The organism is Candidatus Pelagibacter sp. HIMB1715 (assembly GCF_052047595.1).
In the GTDB taxonomy this organism is placed as follows: domain Bacteria; phylum Pseudomonadota; class Alphaproteobacteria; order Pelagibacterales; family Pelagibacteraceae; genus Pelagibacter.
The window spans coordinates 1-23345 of sequence record NZ_JBNAJY010000017.1; the positions used below are offsets into that span (position 1 = coordinate 1).

Here is a 23345-nt window from a genome sequence, read left to right on the forward strand (position 1 = left end):
TTATTAATTGAGTTAATAATTGAAACTAATGTTTTCAAAGAATACTCAGATTTATTTTTTTTAAAAATTCTTTTTTTTGATTGAGAAAGCATATTTACTGAGGCACATGTTCTTAAAATTATATCTAAAGATTTAACTGACCGTGTAATCTTAATTCTACCCATCGGAATGATTAAAGACTCATTACCTATATTTGAGAGGTTTTTTATGTCTTTTTTGTTACTAACAGGAAGTGTTAAATTACCTTGATCAATAATTTCAAAATCAAAAACTCTACAAATTTTAATAAACAATTTTTTAAAAAAATTTGATTTAATTGTTTTATTTTGAACTTTCATAAGCTAGAAATAATTAATAATAATAGTTAAATCAATTCAAACTTTATTTATTAACATTATGAGTGAAATTAAAACTATAAATGCTGATGAAGCATATAAAATGTTTCAAGAAAACAAATGCAATCTAATTGATATTAGAGAATTAAATGAATTAGAACTTACTGGAAGAGTTGAAGGAGCCAACCATATACCTATGGGAAATTTAGAAGTTCTTCTTGATCCTAATAGTGATGTTTATAAAAATGGTCAAATTGATAAAGATAAAGAAGTAGTTTTGTTTTGTGCTGGTGGAGTTAGATCTGAAATGTCAGTAAAGTCTCTAACTGAAAAAGGTTTCAAAAACATCTCTCACATCGAGGGTGGTTTTGGATCTATAAGTAACAGTAGTTTTAAAATAGTTTAAATATTTTTAACTTCATCTAAGGCGTATTCTAGACGGTCTTGTCCCCAAAAGATTTTATTATTTACTATAAAAGTTGGAGCTCCAAACACCTCTTTTTGAAAAGCTTCTTCAGTTAATTCTTTTAATTTATCTTTAATATCTTGATTACCAATAGAATTAAAAAAATCATTCTCATCAATTTTTAATTTTTTTATTATTATTTTGATATTTTCTTCATTAGATAAATCTATATCTTCTTTCCAATAAGCTTCAAAAAAACTATTTAAGTACTCTTCTTTTTTATCATCCTTAACACAAAGATAACCTCTCATTATACTTAAAGAGTTTATTGGAAATTTAGAATTCCATTTGAAACTTATGTTATTTTTTTTTGAAACAAGCTCACAATCATTTTGCATATTTTTCATTTTATATTTGTTAAATGCAGGAGCTGTAATACCTGCTAAGTTGTGAAGACCACCTAACAATATTGGCTTTAATTTAAAATCAACATTGTTAATTTTTAAAATTTTTTTATATGCGATGTAAGCGTAAGGGCTAATAATATCGAAGTAAAAATCTATATGATCACTCATATAGATTTAATTTTTTGGCGTAAAAAATTCTAATTATCCAATAAATTAATAATCCTATAGGTCCAATTAGGTATGTAATTATTAAAGGAACTGACATTAAAACTTTATTTACATAGTATTTTTGAGAGTCTTTAACCATCCACCCACCAACAAATAAATTTATAGCTACAAAATGAGTCCAGAAAAGAGTTAGGTATAGATTATCTTCAAACAGTCGAGATAATTCAACCAAACCAAGATACAAACTAAAATTAGCATTGAAGTCATAACCAACGATGAAAGATCTGTATAAAATGTAAATATATACCCCACTTAATAATAGAAATGGAAATATAGTAGTTACTACATACCTACTTAAGTGTGACTGGGGAAAAACTATTAAGATAAACCAAAAAGGTATAACTCCTAAATTGATCCACATATAAAGCACATCAATTGTGAAGTAGTTATAAATTTGTTCGATCATATTTATATTATATAAAATCTAACGATGATTCCTATAAGAAATAAGAGAAAAACACTCCAAGTTACTGTTGATGAAATGAGGAATTTTGCGTTTACCTATGTTGAAAAATATGCACCTTCAAAACAACAACTTAAAACATATTTATTAAAAAAATATACGAAACTCTCTGCAACAGACTCTCGAAAAAAAGATGTGAATAAATTAATCGATATTGTTCTATCTGATCTAGAAAAAAATAAATTTATCAATGATCAATTTTATTCAGAAAGCAAAGCGAAGAGCATGATCCAAAGAGGAAATTCGATAAATAAAATTAGAAATTATTTAATGGGCAAAGGAATTGATGATGGTTTTATTAAAGATACAGTTGAGAAAATAAAAGAAGATAATTCTGATCAGGATTTTTTTTCAGCTATAAAATTATGTAAGAAAAAGAGAATAGGACCAGCAAGAGCAGAGGATAATAGAACTTTGTTTTATAAAAAAGATATTTCTTTACTAGCAAGAAATGGATTTGATTTTGAAACATCAAAAAAAGTAATGGATATTGATAAAAATGAATATGAAAAGATAATTAAATTACTTTAATTTTCTTTTTTTCTCTTCATCAACAAGATGATTTATTTTGTTTCTAATATAATTTTTAACAAAAACAAAAACTAGTAATCCAAAAATTGAGACGGATACTATTATAATTAAAATAATTCTTAATTGCTCATCCATTAAATTATATTTTTACTTTTTAAAATTAAACTTGGATTTTTTAAATCTTTCTTACCATATAAAATTTCATTACCATCAAAGTCTCTCACAGATCCACCTGCATTTTCTAAAATTGCATGTCCTGCTGCAATATCCCATTCGTAAGCTCTAGGCTCAGCAACATAACCATCAAATTCACATGCAGCAACAACACAAAATTTTAAAGAACTTTTCATTCTAGTATGCTCCTTAACACCCAATTCATCATAAATCTTTTGTATCTCAGGTTTAATTTTATTGCTGTAAGAAATGAAATTAAGTGCCTCTGTTTTTTCAGATGGTAACTCAAAAAGGTTTATTTTCTTGTTATCAGTAAGTTCAAAAGAATTGCCTTTACCATATGAATAAAACATTCTTTTTTTAGCAGGCGCATTTATTAATCCTGCAACAGGTTTATTATTAATAATTAAACCTGCATTAATAGTAAATTCCTCTAAATTGTTTATGTAATCATAGGTTCCATCTATAGGATCCACCAACCAAAAATCTTTTAATTTAGAATTATCTTTGTTTTCAGAAGTTTCTTCTGAAATAATTGGAATGTCAGGTGTTACTCTTGATATTTCTGAAGATATAAAATTATTTACTTCAATATCACCATTACTCACCGGTGTATTGTCAGATTTAATTTCTTTACTTAATCCTTTTTCTCTAAGCTGAAGAGATAAATCTCCTGCTGATAAAAAAGCATCAACTAAATCTTCAATAATTTTTTGTAAGTCCATTTTTTATTTACCAATTTTTTTTAATTCTATATTTTTTGCGTTTATTACTTTTTTACCTGCATTTTCAAAATTGACAGTAACCTTATCTTTTATGATTGATTGTACTTGTCCAATACCCCAGTCTTTATTCTCAGGATTAGTGACTTTGTCACCTGGTTCATAATCTAAAATCATTTAATTTAACTTATATTGTAAATCAGTATAAATACCACCTAATGAATAAAGAATTAAACTCTATCGGAATTGACAAAAAACCTGAAGATACAACAGTCGTTGTTGCAATGTCTGGTGGGGTAGACTCGTCAACTGTAGCAGGAATTATGAAAAACGAAGGTTATAAAGTTATTGGAATAACTCTTAAACTTTATGATGATGGAAAAGAAGTAGCGCAATCTAAACAGTGTTGTTCAGGTCAAGATATAATGGATGCAAAACGTGTTGCTCATAAATTAGGTATTGAGCATAAAATTTTATACTATCAAGATAAATTCAAGCAAGGAGTAATAGATAACTTTGTTGACAGTTATTTAAAAGGTGAAACTCCAATTCCATGTGTTCAATGTAATCAAACAGTAAAGTTTAAAGATTTATTTGAAGTTTCAAAAGATCTTAAAGCAGATGCACTAGTTACAGGACATTATGTAAAAAATATTACATCAAACAACACCAATAATATGTACAGAGCAATTGATGAAAATAGAGATCAAAGTTATTTTTTATTTAACACAACAAGAGAGCAATTAGATTATTTAAGATTTCCATTAGGTGGAATGTTAAAAGATAAAACAAGAGAAATTGCCAAAGAGCTAGATTTAAATGTAGCTGATAAACCAGATAGTCAGGATATTTGTTTTGTGCCTAATGGAGATTATGCATCAGTAATTAGAAAATTTAGACCAGACTCTTTTCAAAAAGGGAACATTAAAAATTTAGATGGAAAAGTAATTGGTGTTCATGATGGTATTATTAACTTTACAATTGGACAAAGAAAAGGAATTAAGGTTTCAGATAAAGAAGCTTTATATGTTTTAAAAATAAATTCAGATAAAAATGAAATTATAGTAGGGCCTAAAGAAAACCTTGGAAAAAAAGAAATATCTTTAAAAGATTTAAATTTATTAACTGATAAAAAAGATCTTGATCAAAATATATTTGTAAAGGTTAGATCAACAGGTAGTCTTCTTGAGGCAAAAGTAGATTTAAAAGATAATAATACTGCAAATGTTCATCTATTAAATCCTGAGGATGGAATATCTCCAGGACAGGCATGCGTATTCTATAGCAAAGACCAATATGGTCATAGAGTTCTTGGCGGTGGTTGGATTAAAGAATAAAAGAATTACTTCTTCTTATTTTTTCTTTTTGCTCTTCTCTTTTTGGAGCCTTGTTTTCTTCGACCCCTATGTTTCTTCGGATAACTCATTTAGTCCTATTTATTAATTTATTGACGTTTTTTACGGGATATAGCATTGTCTTTTAAACATATCAAATTTTATTATGAGTAATTCTTTTAAAACATTTTTAAAACATACAGCGAAAGACTTTCATAATCAGTCTGTTAATCCACCAATTGTACGAGCATCAACGATTATTTTCAAATCGATGCAAGATATTAGAAAAACACAAGACAAGGCAAAAAAAAACCCAACAGGTGGACATTTTGATTACGGAAGACAAGGAACTTCAACGACTCACATTTTACAACAAATTTTATCTAAACTTGAAGAAAGTTATTTTACTTTTTTAACACCTACTGGGTTTGGAGCGGTATTCCTTGCAATCTTCAGTGTTACAAGACCTGGTGATGAAATTATTGCAGCTGACCCAGTTTACAGTCCAACAAGACTTTTGACACAAGATTTTTTAAAAGAATTTAATATTAAAACAACTTTTTATGATCCAAATGATCTTAAAACACTAGAAAAAGCAATTACCAAAAAAACAAAATTAATTTTTGTGGAAAACCCAGGAAGTAACACTTTTGATTTTCAAGATTTAGGGAAGATTGTCTCCATTGCAAAAAAACATAAAATTTTAACAGCAATTGATAATACATGGGGAACTCCATATTTTTTAAAACCTATTAAACTCGGTTTTGATATGGCAATTGTTTCAGCAACAAAATATTACTCAGGTCATTCTGATGTAATGGGTGGAAGTTTAGCGGTCAATAAAAAGGTATTTCCAAAAGTAAAAGCAACTGAAAGAGTTACAGGTTTAAGATTGGGACCTGATGATGCTTATTTGATTACAAGAGGATTAAGAACTTTAGATGTCAGGTTAGATAGACATAGAGAAAATGCAAAAAAAGTAGCAGAGTTTTTATCTAAATTTAAAAATATAAAATTATTGTATCCATACAAAAAAGACTCTTACAATTTTAGAATGTGGAAGAAATATTATTCAGGTGCCTCAGGTTTAATGGGTTTAAGAATAAAAGCTAAAAGTGAAAAGGCAGTTGTAAAATTTGTAAATAATTTAAAATTATTTGGACACGGTTATAGTTGGGGAGGATTTGAAAGTTTAGCTTTGCATCAAAATGTTCGAGAACAAGGAAATAGAAGCTATCTTAAATTAGCAAAAAACGAGTACATAGTTAGACTGCATATTGGTTTAGAGGATCCAGCAGATCTTATAGCTGATATAAAACAAGCTCTCAAAAGTCTTAAATGAGCTCAGAAAATTTTACTATAAGTAAAAAAGCTTTAATTACTCTAATAGCTGCATCGATAGTAGTAATAATTTCTTTAGGTATAAGACAGACTTTTGGTTTGTTTTATTTTGATTTCAATACTGACCTAGATATTTCTATTTCTCATTTTGGATTTGCTATGGGATTGCAGTTATTACTCTGGGGAGTATTTAGTCCATTATTTGGTGTAATTACTGATAAGTATGGAGGAGCAGTTGCAATATTTATTGGTTTTGTTTTTTATTTAGTTGGAGTTTTATTTTTTTATTCTGGATTTAATACTGGAAGTTACTTTACTTTAACTATAGGAGTAATGATAGGAATTGGGTTAGGTTCTACGGCAATAGGTATTCCTGTATCAGTTGTAGCTAAGCATTTTCCAGCATCTAATAGAACTATTGCAACAGGTATAGTTACATGCGCAGGTTCTTTTGGATATTTTGTTTCACCTTTACTTGTAAGATATTCTTTAGTTGAAACAGGTTGGGAAAATACTCTTTTATACTTTTCTCTTCTTTTAGGAATTGGCTTGGTAATATCTTTATTTGTTAGCACTCCAAAAATACCAGTTGGTGTTAATAAAGATAACAATCAAACTGCAAGAGAAGCTTTAAAAGAAGCATTTGCAAATAAAAGTTTTATCTATCTTACTTTAGGTTTTTTTGTTTGTGGTTGGCATATTGCTTTAGTAGCAACACATATTCCAACTTATATGGCAGACAAAGGTTTGCCTGACTGGACACCAGCAATGGTGCTAGCTTTAATTGGTGTATTTAATATGGCTGGTACGATTACGAGTGGCTATTTAGCAACAAGGTATAGTAAGAAAAAAATATTAAGTGCAATTTACCTATTAAGAGGAGTTTCAATTATTTATTTTATTTTTTTACCACCAAGTATATTTAATTCTGTCGTCTTTGGAGTTACTTTTGGATTTTTATGGCTATCTACAGTTCCTCCAACAAATGGAATTGTGGCCCATATATTTGGCACAAAATACGTTGGACTTTTATATGGAATAGTTTTCGTAAGCCATCAAATTGGTTCTTTCTTAGGAGCATATCTAGGTGGTGTATTTTATGAATTAAATGGAAATTTTGACTATGCATGGTACGGATCTATCGCATTATCATTATTTGCAGGTCTGATACACTTACCTATAGTAGAGAAAGCAATTGAAAGAACACAGCCAGCATAAACTTAAATTCAACCCTTACTTAGAGGATCTGTATCAATCAGATAAGCCTTTAATAATTTATAAAGTAGATGGTGGATACAATATTTATACTGATTTTTCTAAAAAGATCATTTTAACAAAAAAAAATATATATAAATTTCTTAATTCCATCGAGAAAAAAAATTTTAAAAAAGAAACAGATTTATATCTTGGTTTTTTTGGTTATGAAATTTTATGTAATTTAATTGGTATTAAATTAAAAAATAAAAAAAGAATAAATTTTTATAAAGGAATTTTTTATAAACCCGAGACAATAATTAAAATTAGAAAGGATATTAAAGTTATATCTAATATCAAAAAACACACCTTCAATTATCAATTTAATAAAACTCAAATACTAAGTCCTTTCAAGATTAATATTTCTTATGCAAAATATAGAAAAATATTTGAATTATTTTCAAAAAAAATAAGACAAGGAGAGACTTATCAAATTAAAATTTGCACAAAATATAAGAATAAATCTTTAATCAATCCTGTTAATTTTTTTTGGAAATTAATGCGAGTTAATTCTTCACCAGAGTCATTTATGATTAAAGATAAGGATTACTCTATAGTAAGTTGTTCTCCTGAAACATTAATAGATAAGAAAAAAAATAAAATAATTACTAAACCAATAGCTGGTACCTTTAAGAAAAAATTATTATCAAATAAAAATATAGCTCTTAGGTATTTTAAAAATAATGAAAAAGAAACCAAAGAACACAACATGATAGTTGATATGGAAAGAAGTGATTTATCAAAAATTTGTAAACCTGGAAGTGTAAAAATACTTAAAAAAAAATATGTCGAGGAATATAAGCATCTTTTTCATTATGTGACTTCAATCGGTGGAATATTAAATAAAAATACGAAATTGATTGATATTATTAAAGCAATGATGCCAGGTGGATCTGTGATTGGTTGTCCTAAAATTAGAACTTTAGAACTTTTAAATAATCAAGAAAAAGAAAGTAGAAATATTTTTACAGGGAGTTTTGGTATTATTAAATTTAATCAAGATATGAAGTTTAATATTATAATCAGATCTATATTAAATTATAAAAATCAATCAGAGATTTCAGCTGCGTCTGGAGTAGTGCTAGATAGCTCTCCAAAGAAAGAATTTAACGAAAATTATATTAAAGCAAAATCTTTATTGGAGTTATTTAAATGATTTACATAATTGATCATCAAGACTCTTTCACATGGAATGTTGTTCATCAATTTGCAAAATTTGATAAAGTAATTTGCTCAAACTATTATGAAGTAAATGATAGATTACTTGATAGAAGTGATGTGATTGTTTTATCACCAGGACCCGGATCACCAATGGATTATCCCACTACTTCAAAAATCTATAAAAAATACAAAGGAAAGAAAAAAATTATTGGTATTTGTCTTGGATATCAAATGATTTTACATAATGAGGGAGGCAAAATAATACAACAAAAAAAAATTTACCATGGTTTTCAATCTAAAATAAAAACAAATAATCAAAGTAAAATTTTTAAAAACAATCAAGAGTTCAAAGTGGGAAGATATCATTCATTAAAATTAATGGAGCCATTTAAATCAAATTCTATTAAAATAACTATGAGATGTAGTAAAACAAAAATACCAATGGGCCTTGAGGATAATCAAAACAAAATATACGGATTTCAATTTCATCCAGAATCTTTTTTAACAGAAAATGGTAACACTCTTATTAAAAAAATCTTATCAGCTAAGTAATCTTAAAGAAGTTGCATTTAAAGATCTTTGGGGATCCAGAGGTGTATTTACAACAATGCGTATGGTTGGAAAACCTCCCAAGTTAATATTGTTAAAACCACATATTGAAAACTTAATTAAATCTACAAAAAAATATGCAATTAGAAAAAAAAACTTAAAGAATATTATTTTAGATCTAATTAAAAAAAATACACTCTACAAAGGTCCTGATAATTTATTTAGAATTGCTTTAAATAAAAAACTAATATCTGTATCTATAAGAAAAAGACCAAAAATTAAAAAAAATTTTAGTCTTTTATTATTTAAATATAAAAGAGTTGAGCCAAATTATAAAAATCTTTATTACAAAAAAATTTTAGCAAAACTTAGTAAGGTTGACTCTTCTAAATTTGATATTGCTTTAGTTGCAAACAATAAAATATTAGAAACAGGCACTTCAAATTTAGTCTTTGTTAAAAATGGAAAAATATTTTCTCCAAAAAAAAATTGTTATTTTGGAAATACACTTAAGTTTATAAGTAAAAAAGTTAAAATTAATTTTAAAGATATATCAATTAAAGAAATTAATGATTATGAAGAAATAATTCTTATTGGATCAGGAAAGGGAGTTATGTCAGTGTCAAAAATAGATGAATTAAAATGGAAAAGTCGAAATAATGTTTCCTTTAATAAACTTAGAAAAATATATAATACTCTAATTTAAATATGAGAGATCCTAACAATCCTTGTTTATTCTGTGATTCAAAAAAAAGTGGTATTGCTCACGAAAATGATCTTGCTTATGCAAGTTTCGACTCTTATCCTGTTTCTGATCACCACTGTTTAATAATTCCTAAGCGTCATATTAAAGATTATTTTGACATGACAAATGATGAATTGATTGCTTGCAATGATCTTATCCAAATAGTTAAAAATGAAATTCTAAGTAAAGATACTAATGTTAAAGGATTTAATATTGGGACAAATGCTGGAAAAATTGCAGGTCAATCTATAATGCATTGCCATATACACTTGATACCAAGAAGAGAAGGTGACGTTGATAACCCCCAAGGTGGGGTAAGATCAGTAATTCCTAATAAACAACATTACAAACGTAAACCGTAAGTTGTTATTAATGACAATATTGACCAATAGTTTTAGTTGAACTCTTTATTTAACTAGACTAGAAAATCTCAAATTAACTTTATAAATAATTAAAAATTATGTTATCTACAAATCCTTTTTCAATTTTAGCTGAAACAGTCTCACCTTTTGCAATGCAAAGCTTCATAATTGCTATGGTAATTTTGATTGCAGCAGGAACAATTATACAAATGATTGTTCACAAAAACGTTACTTATTTTTTTAATAATGCCAAAAAAGCTAAAGCTAATGCTGTTAAGGAATTGAGTACAGGAGAAAGAGCTTCAATTATCGCAAAGACAACAGTTTATGATATCGGCACAACTGCAGAACTTGGATTTGGAAAAAGAAGACTTGCACATGTTCTTGGAATGTATGGAACAATATTATTTTGGGTTGCATCAGCAGTTTTAGTATTTTGCTACACAGGAGCTGATAAACCTACTTCATCTACTTGGTCTATGATTTGGCATGTAGGAGCAATACTTACATGTGTTGGTGGTTATTGGTTTTGGTTTTTTTTAAGAGTAGATGTATCTGCGGAAGCGCATCCTTGGTACAGAATTATTAAAGCTGATTTATTTGTTTTAGCTTTATTAGCTTGTTCGACTTTTGGTTTATTGTGGTCTTACACACAATCTAATGGTCAAGCAGGATTATCTTATTTATTTTTGACTTTATTTGTCCTTTCAAATTTAGTTTTATTTGGAGGAGTTTATTGGTCTAAATTTGCACATATGTTTTATAAACCTGGTGCAGCAATCCAAAAAAATTTAGCAGAAGCAGATGGTTCACGAGACAACTTACCTCCTCCTGCTGACGCGCCTGAACAGTTTGGTTTAGGTATTAAAAGAGAGCAACCTAAACACTATTAATATGATGAAATTAAAAAAGGAGAATAAATAATTATGTCAACTTTCGTATACATGACAAGATGTGATGGCTGTGGTCACTGTGTGGATATTTGTCCATCAGATATTATGCACATAGATGAAAATATCAGACGTGCAAAAAATATTGAACCTAACTTTTGTTGGGAATGTTATTCATGTGTAAAAGCATGCCCAAATCATGCAATTGATGTAAGAGGCTATGCTGATTTTGCTCCTATGGGTCATAGCGTTAGAGTTAGAAGAGAAGAAGAAAAAGGAACAATCTCATGGAAGATCAAATTTAGAAATGGAACAGAGAAAAACTTTGTTTCTCCGATTACTACAAAACCATGGGGTAAATTTATTCCAAAACTTGCTGAAGGTGACAAACCAAACCAAGGTGAGATTAATTCACAAAGACTTTATACTGAGCCAGAAGGTTTAAATATTGATGGTGAGTTACCATCAGTTCCAAAAGAATCGTTTAAAAAAGGAGTTTACTACTAATGGCTAGACATAAGACACATTACGAGGATTGCGATATATTAGTTGTTGGTGGTGGTATGGCTGGAACAGGTGCTACGTTCGAAGCTAGACACTGGGGAAGAGATATGAAAATTGTTTGTGTAGAAAAAGCAAACATAGATAGAAGTGGAGCTGTTGCTCAAGGTCTTTATGCAATCAATTGTTACATGGGAATGCAATGGGGAGAAAATCAACCTGAAGACCATGTTAGATATGCAAGAAATGACTTAATGGGAATGGTTAGAGAAGATTTAGGTTACGACATGGCTAGACACGTAGACTCTACTGTTCACATGTTTGATGAATGGGGTCTTCCAATGATGAAAAATGAACAAACTGGAAGATATTTAAGAGAAGGTAAATGGCAGATCATGATCCATGGTGAAAGTTACAAACCTATTGTTGCTGAGGCGGCAAAAAAATCTGCTGACAAAATTTATAATAGAATAATGATAACTCATTTACTTATGGATGAGTCACAAGATAATAGAATTGGTGGAGCAGTTGGCTTCAACATGAGAACAGGTGATTTTCATGTTTTTAGAGCAAAAGCTGTAATAGTTGCAGCTGGTGGTGCTTCTCATATCTTCAAACCAAGAGCAGTTGGAGAAGGAATGGGTAGAACTTGGTATGCCCCTTGGAGTAACGGTTCAGCATATGCTCTTCCTATTGCTGCTGGAGCTAAAATGACACAAATGGAAAATAGAATTGTGTTATGTAGATTTAAAGATGGTTATGGGCCAGTTGGAGCTTATTTCTTACACTTAAAAACGTATACCCAGAACGCTAATGGGGAAAATTATGAGAAGAAATGGTATGATCAAACTAAAGAATTAGTTGGCGAATATATTGATCATCACCCAACACCTACTTGTTTAAGAAATCATGCTTTCATTCAAGAAGTTGCTGCTGGTGGTGGACCAATTCATATGGTTACAACTGAAGCTTTCCAAGATCCACATTTAGAAACAGTTGGTTGGGAGAACTTCTTAGGAATGACTGTTGGTCAAGCTGTTGTATGGGCGTCTCAAAACATTGATCCTAAATACACAAATCCTGAATTAACAACTTCAGAACCTTATGTAATGGGTTCACACGCTACTTGTTCAGGAGCTTGGGTAAGCGGTCCTGAAGATTTATCTCCACCAGAATATTTCTGGGGTTATAACAGAATGCTTACAATTGATGGTTTATTTGGTGCTGGAGACACTGTGGGTGGAAGTGCTCATAAGTTTTCATCTGGATCTTTCACAGAAGGTAGATTAGCTGCTAAAGCTGCTGTTAAGTATATTGAAGATAAAAAAGCTGAAGGAGTTAAGGTTTCAGACAAACAATGTGAGGATTTCAAAGCAATGGTCTACAAACCACTTGAAAACTTCACTGTTGCACAAAACGAAATCACTGGTGGAACTGTCTCTCCTAGCTATATATCACCAATCCAAGGTCTACAAAGACTACAGAAGATTATGGATGAATATGTAGGTGGAATTACATCTAATTATATGACTAATGGCAATATGTTGAAAAGAGGCCTTGAATTACTTGAATGGCTTCAAGAAGATCTTGAGCATGTGGGTGCTGAGGATTATCACCAATTGATGAGAGCTTGGGAGTTGAAACATAGAGCTTTAACTTCTCAGTGTGTAACTGAACATACTTTATTTAGAGAAGAAACTAGATGGCCAGGATACTATTATAGAGGAGATCATATGAAACTTGATGATGATAATTGGCATTGTCTGACAGTTTCTAGAAGAGATCCAAAAACTGGTAAATTTAGTATGGAGAAGGTTCCGGTCTACCACATCGTGGATGAGAACGAGAAGAAAAAAGCTTCTTAAGATACTTTAATTAGAATTAGACAAGTAATGGATATTTTATCAAAAAAAGATGATGAAATATATGAGTTGGCTAAACCTATTTGGTTCAACTTGGTAAAATCATCAAACCTTAAAGATTATGGTGGATTTACTAGAGATTTTTCAACTCAGATGCTCTTTGGAGCCAATGAAGTAGAGCTTGGAAAACAATGGGCTAACAATAAGCTTATCACTAATCTTCATGAAACGTTTGAGCCTTTTGGGTGTCTTAGAAGAGGAGAGCATATAACTGTTCTGATAAAACAGACCAATAAAGAAATTCCAGGAGAATTTTTAGGAAGGTTAGTATTGGGTGTTGAGGATGAAATGGTTAAAGTTTTTGGCGCAACGATCTATTAGAAAAAAATTTATGTAATTTTAAAATAATATTTGACAATTTGTTCTCTGGGTGTATTGACGCACTTAATGCAATTTTCTAACGTAAAAATTTTCAATAAACTAACTAGCTTAAAAGTTTCTTTAGTAAAAACAGGTATATTTTTAAGTTTAGCTGCTTATTGGGGAGTTATTATAGTTGGAACTTTTATTACTTTTAACTAAGTTGTTTTTTAAACAATTTATTTTTTTAAATGGATGTATTTTTACCCATCGCACAAGTTTTTGTTAATCCAATAGAAATTCTTATATTAAGTGCAATAGTTGGTGTCCTTTCTGGATTGTTTGGAGTAGGTGGCGGTTTTTTAATGACGCCTTTTTTAATTTTTTTAGGAATTCCTCCTGCTTATGCAGTAGCAAATGAAGCAAACAATATCTTAGCTACTTCAGTTTCTGGTTCAACAACACATTATTTAAAAAATACTTTAGATTACAAAATGGGTTTAATGATTGTTATTGGTGGTGCCATAGGAACCTCATTAGGAATTTTTACTTTTTCTTATTTTAAAGGTATAGGAAAAATAGACACGGTAATCTCTTTAGCTTACATGTATATTTTAGCAATCATTGGATCTTTAATGTTAGTCGAGAGCCTTGGTGAGATTGATAAAGCCAAAAGAAATATTTTAGTTAAAAAAAAATTACATGTTCATTATTGGATCCATGGTCTTCCTTTAAGAATGAGATTTCCAAAATCAAAATTATATGAAAGTATCTTTACCCCAATAGTTATTGGTTTAGTAGTTGGTTTTATTGCTGCAATAATGGGAATAGGTGGAGCATTTATATTAGTGCCAGCAATGATTTATATAATTAAGATGCCAACTAAACTTGTTCCTGGAACATCGCTTTTTGTTACAATTTTTGTAAGTGTAATTGTTACTTTCCTACATTCATTTAATTATGGTTCGATTGATTTACTTTTAGTATTTCTACTTGTTATTGGATCAATAATTGGTGTTCAGATTGGACAAAAATTAGGAGAAAAAATTGATAGCTCAGGATTAAGAGCATTGATGGCTATTTTGATTTTAGCAGTTGGTATTGCTATTGCTTATGATTCATTTTTTGCAGATCATGATACAAATTCAACAATCACTTCTGTAATTCCTGATTTAAATTTTTTCTCACAATTTATTCTTGATTTTTCTAATGAGATGCCATTCTTTTATGGCTTATTTTCAATTATGTTTGCAATATTTTTAGGTGTAGCAGCAGCTTTTATAAGAAGATTTTTTTCAAATTTTAAAAAACAAATGTTGATGAAATCTTAATTAAATAAGTAAAGATATAATTCAATAGTCCCTAAACAAACAATTCCAACAGTGGCCATTCCAACAAACCCAACTACAAAAGGTTTGTATCCCATATTTTTTAAATCTCTTAAATTAGTAGACATACCAATTGCCGCCATTGCCATTGTTAGGAATATTTTTGATAAAGATTTAATGTTATCTACAGTGCTAAGCCAAAGTTCACTATTGTTTGTAATAAAAAGTTGATCGCCAACATTTCTAACAATAATCATTGCAACAAATCCAAGTACAAAATAGGGAAAAATATTAATTATTGAGTATTTTTTTTCTCTAGATTGGCCTCTGTTATAAAGATACGCAAACAAGGGTATCATAATAATCAAAAAAGTATTTCTGATTAGTTTAGTAACTGTTGCTACATTTAAAGTCTCTGGACTATTGAATTGCTGATCATAGATCAATCCAGCAGCTGCTACTTGCGCTGTTTCATGTATAGAAGTCCCCAAAAACAAACCGATTAGAAGTGGTTCCCCATTAAAATAAAAATTTGCAAAGTATGGATAGATTAACATTGAGAGAATTCCAAACAAAGTGATGTTCGCAATTGCATAGGATATCTCATTTTTTTTAGCACCAATAACAGGAGCGGTTGCCATGATGGCTGTTGTTCCACATACCGTGCTTCCGATAGAAATTAGATAAGCCATATTTCTTGGAATCTTTAATTTATTGATTAAAAGTTTAATGACTACCAATACACTTACGATACAAATTACTATTAAAGGAATAGCAATTGCACCAAATTCTAGAAACTCAAAAGGTTTTAATTGAATACCTAAGCAAATTATTCCAAGTTTTAAAATATTTTTTTGAGTAAAATCCAAACCTCTTATGAAACTTTCTCTTATTTTAAAAACATTTCCAAAGAACATTCCTAAAAGGATTGCTATCATTGCAGTGGATATAGGACTTTTTTCATATCCTAGTAACTCTGTGCCTATAATATTATTAAAACCTTGCGATAGCGTGTAAAGAACAAACGCAAGTATAATACCAGGTAAAAGTACCAGGTACTTATTTTTAGCCATAAAGTAGGATTTTTAATTAAGCACTTCTGTAAAGCTTAGTCATTACAAATTCTCTATGACCTAAAGCTTCAGCACAAGTTAACCTTCCATTAGCTGTTCTTATAGTTGCTTTGATTAGTTCATCACCAGCTTGATCCAAATTCATTTCTCTAGAAAGTATTTTAGAAACATCGCAGTCAATATGCTCTTTCATACTTACAGCTGTTAATGGATTGGCTGTTAATTTTACAACTGGTTCAATTGGGTTTCCAATAATATTTCCTTGTCCCGTTGGGAATAAGTGAATATTAAAACCACCTGCAGCTTGTAACGTAACACATTCTGCAGCAGCTGAAGAAGTATCCATGAAATATAATCCTGGACCTTTTTGTGGCTCTTCAGCAGGTGTTAATACATCTACAAATTGTCTTGATCCTATTTTTTGGAAATTACCAAATGCTTTTTCTTCAATTGTAGTCAGTCCTCCAGCAATATTTCCCGCAGTAGGTTGACTTTCTGATAAATCATCTGTTGCTTCTTTTAAAATGAAATCATTGTATTCATTCCAAGTTTTTTTAAACTTCTCTTGTGCTTCTGGAGTTTTACCTCTTTTTTCACAAACAGTTTCAGCACCTGTAAGTTCTGAAGTTTCACCAAAACATAAATGAACTCCTAATGGCTCTAATTTATCCATTAAATTTCCAACTGTTGGATTAGATGCAAGACCTGAAGTAGTATCAGACTCTCCACATTTTACAGAAATCCAAAGATCACTTATTGGACATTCCTCTCTTTGTTTTTCAGAAGCCCACATTGAAAACTCTTGAGCTTTTTTTGAAGCTTTCATGATTGTTTCAATGTCACCAGCACCCTCTATACTAAAGCCTTCAACAGGTTTTCCAGTTTTTGCTACTTCATCAACAATTCTTTTAGTCCATTTAGGCTCAATACCAATAATTATAGCAGCAGCAACATTTGGGTTTTTTGCTGTACCTATCATTGTTCGAAAATGTAACTCTAAATCGGCACCAAACTGTAATCTTCCATACGAGTGAGGTAACGCAATTGTGCCTTTAATATTGTTTGCGACAGCTTCAGCACAAGCATTTGAAATATCATCAACAGGCAAAATGATTACATGATTTCTTGTTCCAGCTCTTCCATTTTCTCTTTTATAACCTAAAAAACTTTTTGGGATTTCCATATTACTACCACTTCTTTGTTTTAACGTTGTGAACATGTACGTGTTCACCTTTTTTGATTGATTTGACTACTTTACCAATATCATGACCATATTTAATAATAGTGTCACCTTCATTTAAATCGCTCATAGCAATTTTGTGTCCTAGAGGGATTTCATCTTCAGATTGAATGTTAACTGTCTTGTCATTTTCCATAATCCAACAAGAGCAGTCCTGTTTCGGAGTGATTTTTTCAATAACAACTACTCCTACGTTGTCTTTTTCGTCGTGTATAATGATGTCTGTAGCCATAATGTTGTGTCGAATTGTTTGTTTGAAATTTAGAAAATCTTATATATTAATCGCGAAAATTGACAAACGAATTTTATAAATTCTTAATAATTATACTTTAGAGGGGTTCTAGTCTTATGACAAAAATGACAACAGAAGAAGCTTTTGTAAAAGTTTTACAAATGCACGGCATTGAGCACGCTTTTGGAATTATCGGTTCTGCTTTCATGCCAATATCAGATATTTTTCCTGATGCAGGAATTACTTTTTGGGATGTAGCCCATGAAACAAATGGTGGTTTAATTGCTGATGGTTACACAAGAGCTACAGGTAAAATGTCTATGGTCATTGCACAAAACGGACCAGGTATAACAGGACTAGTAACTCCAATTAAAACTGCATATTGGAATCACACACCTCTATTATTAGTAACACCACAAGCTGCAAACAAAACTATGGGCCAAGGTGGTTTTCAAGAAGTAGAGCAAATGAACCTGTTTAAAGATATGGTTTGTTATCAAGAAGAAGTTAGAGACCCATCAAGAATGGCAGAAGTTCTAAACAGAGTAATCGAAAAAGCTATAAGAGGTTCAGCTCCAGCACAAATAAACGTTCCAAGAGATTATTGGTGTCAGGTTATTGATATAGATTTACCACCAATTGTAAGATTAGAAAGACAAGGTGGAGGTAACGATGCTGTTTCTAAAGCTGCTGATTTATTATCTAATGCAAAATTTCCAGTAATACTTTCAGGTGCTGGTGTTGTTATTGGTGGAGCTATTGATGCTACTAAAAATCTTGCTGAAAAATTAGATGCACCAGTATGTTGTGGTTATCAGCATAACGATAGTTTTCCAGGAAGTCATCCATTAGCAGTAGGACCTTTAGGTTATAATGGTTCTAAAGCTGCAATGGAATTAATTTCAAAAGCTGATGTTGTTTTGGCACTAGGTACAAGATTAAATCCATTTTCAACTTTACCAGGATATGGAATTGATTATTGGCCAAAAAATGCAAACATCATTCAGGTAGATATTAATCCTGATAGAATTGGTTTAACTAAAAAAGTAACAGTTGGAATTAGTGGTGATGCAAAATTAGTTGCAGAGCAAATTTTAGCAAAACTATCTTCAAACGCTGGAGATACTGATAGACAAGCTAGAAAAGATTTAATTCATCAAACAAAATCTGCATGGTTACAAAAACTTTCAAGTTTAGATCATGAAGATGATGATGAGGGAACAGTTTGGAATAAAGAGGCTAGAGAAAGAGATGCAGACAGAATGTCACCAAGACAAGCTTGGAGAGCAATTCAATCTGGTATGCCTGATGATGTAATTATTTCAAGTGATATTGGAAATAACTGCGCCATTGGTAATGCTTACCCAACTTTTGAAAAACCAAGAAAATATTTAGCTCCAGGTTTATTCGGACCCTGTGGTTATGGATTTCCATCTATACTAGGTGCAAAAATTGGTTGCCCTGATACTCCAGTAATTGGTTTTGCGGGAGATGGTGCTTTTGGAATTAGCATGAACGAAATGAGCTCATGTGCAAGAGAAGAATGGCCTGCAATTACAATGGTAATTTTTAGAAATTATCAATGGGGTGCAGAAAAAAGAAATACCACTCTATGGTTTGATAATAATTTTGTTGGAACTGAGTTAGACCCTGAATTAAGTTACGCTAAAGTTGCTGATGCATGTGGTTTAAAAGGTGTAACTGTTAGAACTATGGAAGAAACAACAAATGCAATCAAGCAATCTTGTGAAGATCAAAAGAAAGGAATTACAACATTTATAGAAGTAATTCTTAACCAAGAACTTGGAGAACCATTTAGAAGAGATGCGATGAAGAAACCGGTAAGAGTTGCTGGTATCAACAAAACAGATATGAAGAAACAACCTTCATTAAACTCTTAAAATCTTTTAAAAATTTATCAATTATCGTAAAGTCACTTCATGGAAGTGACTAACGATAATAGCTGTAGTTGGATTAATGATCTTAATCCAAGAACAAACATCAAGTCTCTTCTATCAAACGATGAGTGTGATTGGTTAATAATAGGTGCTGGTTACACAGGTCTGTCTGCTGCAAGAAAATTAGCTCAAATAAATTCAAATTTAAAAATTATACTAGCAGATGCCCAACTAGCAGGTGAGGGTGCTAGTGGAAGAAATTCTGGTTATTTGGTTGATACAACTTTGAACGATGGTTTTACATCAAATAAAGAACTGCAAAATTACAAAAAGAAAGCTGATATTTATTCATTAGGAATAGATGTAGTAAAAAAATTTATTAAAGAATATCAAGTAGATTGTGATTGGAATGAATCTGGTAAATATTTTGCTTCATCAAAAATTGAAGATAAAAAAATTTTAGAAAATTTTTCAAATACATTATCTAAGTTAGGCTTTGAACACAGCTTATTAAAAAACAAAGAATTGTCTGAAAAATTAGGTACTAGTTTTTATAATATCGGACTTTACACAAACGGTGGTATTCTAATACATCCAGGAAAATTAGTTAGAGCAATGATTGATGCTCTTCCTACTAATGTTTTTTTGTATGAAAATTCTTGTTTATTAAATTGGAATAAAAATAAAGATTTCATTTTTTGTAATTTCAAAAATGGAATAATTAAATCAAAAAATATTATTTTTGCTACGAATGGTTTCTTAAAATCACTAGGGATAAAATCAAATTATAATTTTCCTATTACATTAACTGCGAGCATGACAAGAAGATTATCTGATGAAGAATTTAAATCTATTGGTGAACCAAAAGAATGGGGCGTACTACCTGTTAGGCCAATGGGTGCAACAATTAGAATGACAAAAGATAGAAGAATTTTGATAAGAAATACAGCAGAAGTCCACAATCCATTTGGTATGTCAAATTCCACTCTTAAAAAAAGATCTTTCAATCAGAAACTTGGAATACAAAAAAGATTTCCACAATTACCCAATGATATAATTAAATCATCATGGTCTGGAATAGTATCAAGAACAAGGAATAGTTCTCAAATATTTGAAAAAATTGATAGTAATATTTTTGCCGCTGGTTGTTATAACGGTTCAGGTATTGGTGTAGGAACTTTATTTGGTGAACAAATTGCTCTTAAAGCGATTAATGAAAGTACTAGTGAAATAAAAACAATAGAAGCGAGGAATAAACCTACTTGGTTACCACCGCAACCATTTTTAAATTTAGGAATAAAAACTAGATTAGTTTATGAACGTTTGAGAGCTAAATCAGAAATCTAATTAATTCTAATTTTTTGATTTATCACAAGAACAGCGCCAATGATTAAAATCGGAAGACCCATTATTAGATCATATTGCCATTCTAAATTTTCAAATATTGTTGAAATAATTAATGCTAATACGGGCATTACAACACCAACATAACCAGCTCTTCCAGGTCCAACTTTTTCAAGTAACTTTAAATAAGATACAAAAGCAAATATTGAACCAAAAATTGAAAGATAAAGCAGTGAAGAGATGTAGCTAAAACTAGTTTCAAATAATAATTCAGCTCCTCTAAATTTTGTAATTATCAGTGTAACAATTGAACCATAAAACATAGCATATGCTATTGTTTGTATTGGAGGAAAATTATTATTTAAGTTTCTTTGGTGAACCATATTACCTGTTGATGCACTAAATGTTCCAATCAAAGCTAGAAACAATCCTATATGAGTTCCTTCGCTAAAACTAAAATTGAAAATTTCATCATTAAAAATTATCAAAATACCCACCATACCAATTGATGCTCCAATTAAAGTTTTTATAGAAGGTTTCTTTTTAAAATAGAAGGTTTCACCAACTATATTCATTATTACCACAGTTGAAAATACAATTGCTGGAAAAGCACTAATCAAATAAGTGTTAGACAAATAGAAGAAAACATAATTCACCGAATACAAACAAATTCCAAAAAACAAAAACCAAAAATGCTGATTAATTGAAAATTGTAATTTTTCTTTTTTAATTATTAAAAAAATAAAGATTATAAATGAAGCTATTAAAAATCTATAAAATACAGATACCAGTGGATCAACATAGCCTAATTGAAATTTAATTAGATACCAGGTGGGTGACCAACAAAAAAGAGTGATTATAAAAAGAAAAATATTATTCATGATTAGCTAATTTTTACACACGTATTCTATGAATAAAATTATCCTTCTGATTATAATATTATGAAATAACTGCTCTTACAGACCCAAGTTTATCAATTTTTGCTGTATATGTTCCTTTTTTTATAATAGGCACAACCCCAACTGTGGATCCTGTAAAAACATAAAAATCTTTGTCTAAATTAATTTTATCTTTTTTAACTTTATTTAAAACAAATCTTAATGAATTTATTGGATTTACATAAACAGCATTTGTGTTTCCATCTACACTTTGCTTAGCTTTTTTATTTGAAATATTTGTTTTTAAATTACCTATGTTAATTTTTTTAAATTTTTTCTTTTGACCAATTAAAAATTTAATATTACCTCCAAAGTCACTACTTAAATCTCCAAAAGAAGTAATACCTTTTCTTTTTTGCCTATATCCAACTACTTCGATACAGGGTGCCATGTGTGAAATATATTTAGTTACGTTACTATTTGTGAGCTTACCTTTTGAAGTGAAAAAAGTTTTTTTGATTAAATAACAAACTTCAAGTTCGATCCCTAAAGCATATTTATTTATTTTTACTTTCTTTCCACTTTTTATTAAGTTTTTTTTGAAAACAGATGCAATAAAAGGCTCTTTTTCTTTTAATTTTTTCATTAACGGAATGCCAGTTCCACCAGCTTTAAAACCTATTGTTGGATCTTTTATTTTGCTTTCACATAATTTTCTAAATTTGTCCGCCTCAGTAAGTTTTTTTGTAAATCTACTAGGTATAGAAGAGATAATTTTATTATTAAGAAAAGCATTAACTAATTTATCTGAAATTTTATCTTTAAGTGTTTTTGTCATAAGAATTTTTAATTTATTTTTTTGATGTTTGATTAATAACAAATATTCCTGAAGTTGTAATTATTATTGCACCTATAATAGTAAATAAATCTGGAACATCATCATAGAAGAAAAATCCAAAAATTATTGCCCAAAAAATTAAAGTATAATGAAATGGTTGTATTATGCTAGCTCTTGCATTTTTAAGTGCTAATATTTGGAAGTATATACCTAATGAAAAAAATAAACCAATTGGCACAAAGAAATATAAAGAATTAAAATTAACAGGTTGCCAAAAATTAATCGCCATTATTGAGGTTATAACAATCCCAACTAAAGAAGAGTAGAACAAGGATACTTCAGGAGCATCATATTCAGTTATTTTTTTTGTTGCGATTTGATAAAGACCCAGAAAAAAAGCTGCTAGCAATGGAATAAAAGAATTTACACTAAATACATCAGATGCAGGTCTAATAATTATTAAAACTCCAATAAAACCTATAAAGATTGCTATCCAAGTTTTGATTGATACTCTTTCATTTAAAATAAATACAGATAATGCAACTATAATTATAGGTGCTAGTGCACCTATGCTATGAGCGTTAGCTAAAGACAAGTGTTTAAAAGATAAAACAAAAAAACCAGATTCTAAAATAGATAGTAGACTTCTTATAATTTGAAGTTTTAAATTATTAGATCTATAAAAATTATTATTGTTAGCTCTTTTTGCTTCCATCAAGCCTAACAAAAGCACAAAAATATATTTGATAAATAATAATTGAAAAATAGAGTAATGAATAACCGCAGTTTTTTGAATTGCATCAAGGATTGAAAATGAAAAGTAAGCAATTATTGCAAAAATAATTCCCAGTGTTTCTCTTGATTTAAATTTCATTTTTTTTGTTTTAAT

The 23345-nt window shown here is 29.8% G+C and carries 27 protein-coding genes and 1 pseudogene; 17 read left to right on the forward strand and 11 right to left on the reverse strand.

The features are described 5' to 3' along the window. A pseudogene (locus ACTTAY_RS04975) lies at nt 1–338 on the reverse strand (glycosyltransferase family 2 protein); the annotation flags it as partial. A gap of 58 nt (nt 339–396) precedes the next feature. Between ACTTAY_RS04975 and ACTTAY_RS04980 the strand changes: the two are divergent. After that, nucleotides 397–741, forward strand: a complete 345-nt coding sequence (locus ACTTAY_RS04980) for a rhodanese-like domain-containing protein (RefSeq protein WP_440634946.1) — start codon at nt 397–399, stop codon at nt 739–741. Here the strand turns inward: ACTTAY_RS04980 and ACTTAY_RS04985 are convergent. Next, nucleotides 738–1316, reverse strand: a complete 579-nt coding sequence (locus ACTTAY_RS04985) for a 2-hydroxychromene-2-carboxylate isomerase (protein WP_440672601.1) — start codon at nt 1314–1316, stop codon at nt 738–740. The genes ACTTAY_RS04980 and ACTTAY_RS04985 overlap by 4 nt on opposite strands. Beyond that, nucleotides 1309–1782 carry an ABA4-like family protein gene (locus tag ACTTAY_RS04990; RefSeq protein WP_440672602.1) on the reverse strand — a complete coding sequence of 158 codons (474 nt, stop codon included), beginning with the start codon at nt 1780–1782 and terminating at the stop codon, nt 1309–1311. Before ACTTAY_RS04990 ends, ACTTAY_RS04985 begins: the two co-directional genes overlap by 8 nt. A 24-nt stretch (nt 1783–1806) precedes the next feature. Here ACTTAY_RS04990 and ACTTAY_RS04995 point away from each other — a divergent pair, with 24 nt between their 5' ends. Then, the gene (locus ACTTAY_RS04995) at nt 1807–2370 is read left to right on the forward strand and encodes a regulatory protein RecX (RefSeq protein WP_440672603.1); all 564 of its coding nucleotides are present in this window, start codon (nt 1807–1809) and stop codon (nt 2368–2370) included. 134 nt (nt 2371–2504) lie between these two features. Here ACTTAY_RS04995 and ACTTAY_RS05000 read toward each other — a convergent pair whose 3' ends face one another. Next, nucleotides 2505–3269 (reverse strand): 3'(2'),5'-bisphosphate nucleotidase CysQ family protein, encoded by a 765-nt coding sequence (locus ACTTAY_RS05000; protein ID WP_440672604.1) that lies wholly within the window; start codon nt 3267–3269, stop codon nt 2505–2507. Nucleotides 3270–3272: 3 nt separating this feature from the next. Further along, on the reverse strand, nt 3273–3443 hold the full coding sequence (locus ACTTAY_RS05005; protein WP_075506600.1) for a DUF3553 domain-containing protein: 171 nt from the start codon (nt 3441–3443) through the stop codon (nt 3273–3275). A gap of 41 nt (nt 3444–3484) precedes the next feature. Between ACTTAY_RS05005 and mnmA the strand changes: the two genes are divergently transcribed. The 13 genes from mnmA (at nt 3485) to ACTTAY_RS05070 (ending at nt 14956) form a co-directional block, all read left to right on the forward strand. Continuing rightward, nucleotides 3485–4603, forward strand: coding sequence for a tRNA 2-thiouridine(34) synthase MnmA (gene mnmA / locus ACTTAY_RS05010; protein WP_440654366.1), 1119 nt, complete (start codon nt 3485–3487; stop codon nt 4601–4603). Nucleotides 4604–4766: 163 nt separating this feature from the next. Further along, complete coding sequence (locus ACTTAY_RS05015; RefSeq protein WP_440672605.1) at nt 4767–5942, forward strand: trans-sulfuration enzyme family protein; 1176 nt, start codon at nt 4767–4769, stop codon at nt 5940–5942. Further along, complete coding sequence (locus tag ACTTAY_RS05020) at nt 5939–7159, forward strand: MFS transporter (RefSeq protein WP_440648669.1); 1221 nt, start codon at nt 5939–5941, stop codon at nt 7157–7159. Before ACTTAY_RS05015 ends, ACTTAY_RS05020 begins: the two co-directional genes overlap by 4 nt. After that, nucleotides 7137–8351: a chorismate-binding protein gene (locus ACTTAY_RS05025; RefSeq protein ID WP_440672606.1), complete on the forward strand. Its 1215-nt coding sequence runs from the start codon at nt 7137–7139 to the stop codon at nt 8349–8351. The genes ACTTAY_RS05020 and ACTTAY_RS05025 overlap by 23 nt, the downstream gene beginning before the upstream one ends. Next, nucleotides 8348–8908: an aminodeoxychorismate/anthranilate synthase component II gene (locus tag ACTTAY_RS05030; protein WP_440654362.1), complete on the forward strand. Its 561-nt coding sequence runs from the start codon at nt 8348–8350 to the stop codon at nt 8906–8908. The genes ACTTAY_RS05025 and ACTTAY_RS05030 overlap by 4 nt, the downstream gene beginning before the upstream one ends. Continuing rightward, nucleotides 8868–9611 (forward strand): aminotransferase class IV, encoded by a 744-nt coding sequence (locus ACTTAY_RS05035; protein ID WP_440634935.1) that lies wholly within the window; start codon nt 8868–8870, stop codon nt 9609–9611. The genes ACTTAY_RS05030 and ACTTAY_RS05035 overlap by 41 nt, the downstream gene beginning before the upstream one ends. A gap of 2 nt (nt 9612–9613) precedes the next feature. Beyond that, nucleotides 9614–10012, forward strand: coding sequence for an HIT family protein (locus ACTTAY_RS05040; protein ID WP_440634934.1), 399 nt, complete (start codon nt 9614–9616; stop codon nt 10010–10012). Between the two features lie 98 nt (nt 10013–10110). Next, on the forward strand, nt 10111–10905 hold the full coding sequence (locus ACTTAY_RS05045) for an adenylyl-sulfate reductase (RefSeq protein WP_440634933.1): 795 nt from the start codon (nt 10111–10113) through the stop codon (nt 10903–10905). Nucleotides 10906–10938: 33 nt separating this feature from the next. Then, on the forward strand, nt 10939–11409 hold the full coding sequence (gene aprB, locus ACTTAY_RS05050; protein ID WP_075506608.1) for an adenylyl-sulfate reductase subunit beta: 471 nt from the start codon (nt 10939–10941) through the stop codon (nt 11407–11409). Next, nucleotides 11409–13268 (forward strand): adenylyl-sulfate reductase subunit alpha, encoded by a 1860-nt coding sequence (gene aprA / locus ACTTAY_RS05055; protein ID WP_262589350.1) that lies wholly within the window; start codon nt 11409–11411, stop codon nt 13266–13268. Before aprB ends, aprA begins: the two co-directional genes overlap by 1 nt. Before the next feature lie 27 nt (nt 13269–13295). Then, nucleotides 13296–13646, forward strand: coding sequence for a hypothetical protein (locus ACTTAY_RS05060; RefSeq protein ID WP_075506610.1), 351 nt, complete (start codon nt 13296–13298; stop codon nt 13644–13646). A 66-nt stretch (nt 13647–13712) separates the two neighbouring features. Beyond that, nucleotides 13713–13847, forward strand: a complete 135-nt coding sequence (locus tag ACTTAY_RS05065) for a hypothetical protein (protein WP_440672607.1) — start codon at nt 13713–13715, stop codon at nt 13845–13847. Between the two features lie 29 nt (nt 13848–13876). Then, nucleotides 13877–14956: a TSUP family transporter gene (locus tag ACTTAY_RS05070; RefSeq protein WP_440672608.1), complete on the forward strand. Its 1080-nt coding sequence runs from the start codon at nt 13877–13879 to the stop codon at nt 14954–14956. Here the strand turns inward: ACTTAY_RS05070 and ACTTAY_RS05075 are convergent. The 3 genes from ACTTAY_RS05075 to ACTTAY_RS05085 are packed head-to-tail and all read right to left on the reverse strand — an operon-like array spanning nt 14953 to nt 17498. After that, complete coding sequence (locus tag ACTTAY_RS05075; RefSeq protein WP_440672609.1) at nt 14953–16026, reverse strand: YeiH family protein; 1074 nt, start codon at nt 16024–16026, stop codon at nt 14953–14955. The two genes, ACTTAY_RS05070 and ACTTAY_RS05075, sit on opposite strands and share 4 nt — an antisense overlap. A 16-nt stretch (nt 16027–16042) precedes the next feature. Further along, on the reverse strand, nt 16043–17209 hold the full coding sequence (locus ACTTAY_RS05080; protein ID WP_075506613.1) for a UxaA family hydrolase: 1167 nt from the start codon (nt 17207–17209) through the stop codon (nt 16043–16045). 4 nt (nt 17210–17213) lie between these two features. Beyond that, a complete protein-coding gene (locus ACTTAY_RS05085) occupies nt 17214–17498 on the reverse strand; it encodes a UxaA family hydrolase (protein ID WP_075506614.1) in 285 nt (94 codons plus the stop codon). A 116-nt stretch (nt 17499–17614) separates the two neighbouring features. Between ACTTAY_RS05085 and xsc the strand changes: the two genes are divergently transcribed. Together xsc and ACTTAY_RS05095 are read left to right on the forward strand one after the other, a co-directional pair. Next, nucleotides 17615–19399, forward strand: a complete 1785-nt coding sequence (xsc, locus tag ACTTAY_RS05090) for a sulfoacetaldehyde acetyltransferase (protein ID WP_440672610.1) — start codon at nt 17615–17617, stop codon at nt 19397–19399. A 39-nt stretch (nt 19400–19438) separates the two neighbouring features. Beyond that, nucleotides 19439–20743 carry an NAD(P)/FAD-dependent oxidoreductase gene (locus ACTTAY_RS05095; protein ID WP_440672611.1) on the forward strand — a complete coding sequence of 435 codons (1305 nt, stop codon included), beginning with the start codon at nt 19439–19441 and terminating at the stop codon, nt 20741–20743. On the opposite strand, the gene ACTTAY_RS05100 is transcribed toward ACTTAY_RS05095, so the two are convergent. The 3 genes from ACTTAY_RS05100 to ACTTAY_RS05110 are packed head-to-tail and all read right to left on the reverse strand — an operon-like array spanning nt 20740 to nt 23330. Beyond that, nucleotides 20740–21621, reverse strand: coding sequence for a DMT family transporter (locus ACTTAY_RS05100; RefSeq protein WP_440634930.1), 882 nt, complete (start codon nt 21619–21621; stop codon nt 20740–20742). The two genes, ACTTAY_RS05095 and ACTTAY_RS05100, sit on opposite strands and share 4 nt — an antisense overlap. A 58-nt stretch (nt 21622–21679) precedes the next feature. Beyond that, on the reverse strand, nt 21680–22456 hold the full coding sequence (locus tag ACTTAY_RS05105) for a fumarylacetoacetate hydrolase (protein WP_440618535.1): 777 nt from the start codon (nt 22454–22456) through the stop codon (nt 21680–21682). A gap of 13 nt (nt 22457–22469) precedes the next feature. Then, entirely contained in the window at nt 22470–23330 is an 861-nt protein-coding gene (locus ACTTAY_RS05110) for a DMT family transporter (RefSeq protein WP_440672612.1), read from the reverse strand. Between the last annotated feature and the right edge of the window lie 15 nt (nt 23331–23345).

Coding starts and splice junctions, on each gene's coding strand:
- ACTTAY_RS04980 (WP_440634946.1), top strand. CDS start 397: ATGAGTGAAATTAAAACTATAAATGCTGATGAAGCATATAAAATGTTT.
- ACTTAY_RS04985 (WP_440672601.1), bottom strand. CDS start 1,316: ATGAGTGATCATATAGATTTTTACTTCGATATTATTAGCCCTTACGCT.
- ACTTAY_RS04990 (WP_440672602.1), bottom strand. CDS start 1,782: ATGATCGAACAAATTTATAACTACTTCACAATTGATGTGCTTTATATG.
- ACTTAY_RS04995 (WP_440672603.1), top strand. CDS start 1,807: ATGATTCCTATAAGAAATAAGAGAAAAACACTCCAAGTTACTGTTGAT.
- ACTTAY_RS05000 (WP_440672604.1), bottom strand. CDS start 3,269: ATGGACTTACAAAAAATTATTGAAGATTTAGTTGATGCTTTTTTATCA.
- ACTTAY_RS05005 (WP_075506600.1), bottom strand. CDS start 3,443: ATGATTTTAGATTATGAACCAGGTGACAAAGTCACTAATCCTGAGAAT.
- mnmA (WP_440654366.1), top strand. CDS start 3,485: ATGAATAAAGAATTAAACTCTATCGGAATTGACAAAAAACCTGAAGAT.
- ACTTAY_RS05015 (WP_440672605.1), top strand. CDS start 4,767: ATGAGTAATTCTTTTAAAACATTTTTAAAACATACAGCGAAAGACTTT.
- ACTTAY_RS05020 (WP_440648669.1), top strand. CDS start 5,939: ATGAGCTCAGAAAATTTTACTATAAGTAAAAAAGCTTTAATTACTCTA.
- ACTTAY_RS05030 (WP_440654362.1), top strand. CDS start 8,348: ATGATTTACATAATTGATCATCAAGACTCTTTCACATGGAATGTTGTT.
- ACTTAY_RS05035 (WP_440634935.1), top strand. CDS start 8,868: ATGGTAACACTCTTATTAAAAAAATCTTATCAGCTAAGTAATCTTAAA.
- ACTTAY_RS05040 (WP_440634934.1), top strand. CDS start 9,614: ATGAGAGATCCTAACAATCCTTGTTTATTCTGTGATTCAAAAAAAAGT.
- ACTTAY_RS05045 (WP_440634933.1), top strand. CDS start 10,111: ATGTTATCTACAAATCCTTTTTCAATTTTAGCTGAAACAGTCTCACCT.
- aprB (WP_075506608.1), top strand. CDS start 10,939: ATGTCAACTTTCGTATACATGACAAGATGTGATGGCTGTGGTCACTGT.
- aprA (WP_262589350.1), top strand. CDS start 11,409: ATGGCTAGACATAAGACACATTACGAGGATTGCGATATATTAGTTGTT.
- ACTTAY_RS05060 (WP_075506610.1), top strand. CDS start 13,296: ATGGATATTTTATCAAAAAAAGATGATGAAATATATGAGTTGGCTAAA.
- ACTTAY_RS05065 (WP_440672607.1), top strand. CDS start 13,713: ATGCAATTTTCTAACGTAAAAATTTTCAATAAACTAACTAGCTTAAAA.
- ACTTAY_RS05070 (WP_440672608.1), top strand. CDS start 13,877: ATGGATGTATTTTTACCCATCGCACAAGTTTTTGTTAATCCAATAGAA.
- ACTTAY_RS05075 (WP_440672609.1), bottom strand. CDS start 16,026: ATGGCTAAAAATAAGTACCTGGTACTTTTACCTGGTATTATACTTGCG.
- ACTTAY_RS05080 (WP_075506613.1), bottom strand. CDS start 17,209: ATGGAAATCCCAAAAAGTTTTTTAGGTTATAAAAGAGAAAATGGAAGA.
- ACTTAY_RS05085 (WP_075506614.1), bottom strand. CDS start 17,498: ATGGCTACAGACATCATTATACACGACGAAAAAGACAACGTAGGAGTA.
- xsc (WP_440672610.1), top strand. CDS start 17,615: ATGACAAAAATGACAACAGAAGAAGCTTTTGTAAAAGTTTTACAAATG.
- ACTTAY_RS05095 (WP_440672611.1), top strand. CDS start 19,439: ATGGAAGTGACTAACGATAATAGCTGTAGTTGGATTAATGATCTTAAT.
- ACTTAY_RS05100 (WP_440634930.1), bottom strand. CDS start 21,621: ATGAATAATATTTTTCTTTTTATAATCACTCTTTTTTGTTGGTCACCC.
- ACTTAY_RS05105 (WP_440618535.1), bottom strand. CDS start 22,456: ATGACAAAAACACTTAAAGATAAAATTTCAGATAAATTAGTTAATGCT.
- ACTTAY_RS05110 (WP_440672612.1), bottom strand. CDS start 23,330: ATGAAATTTAAATCAAGAGAAACACTGGGAATTATTTTTGCAATAATT.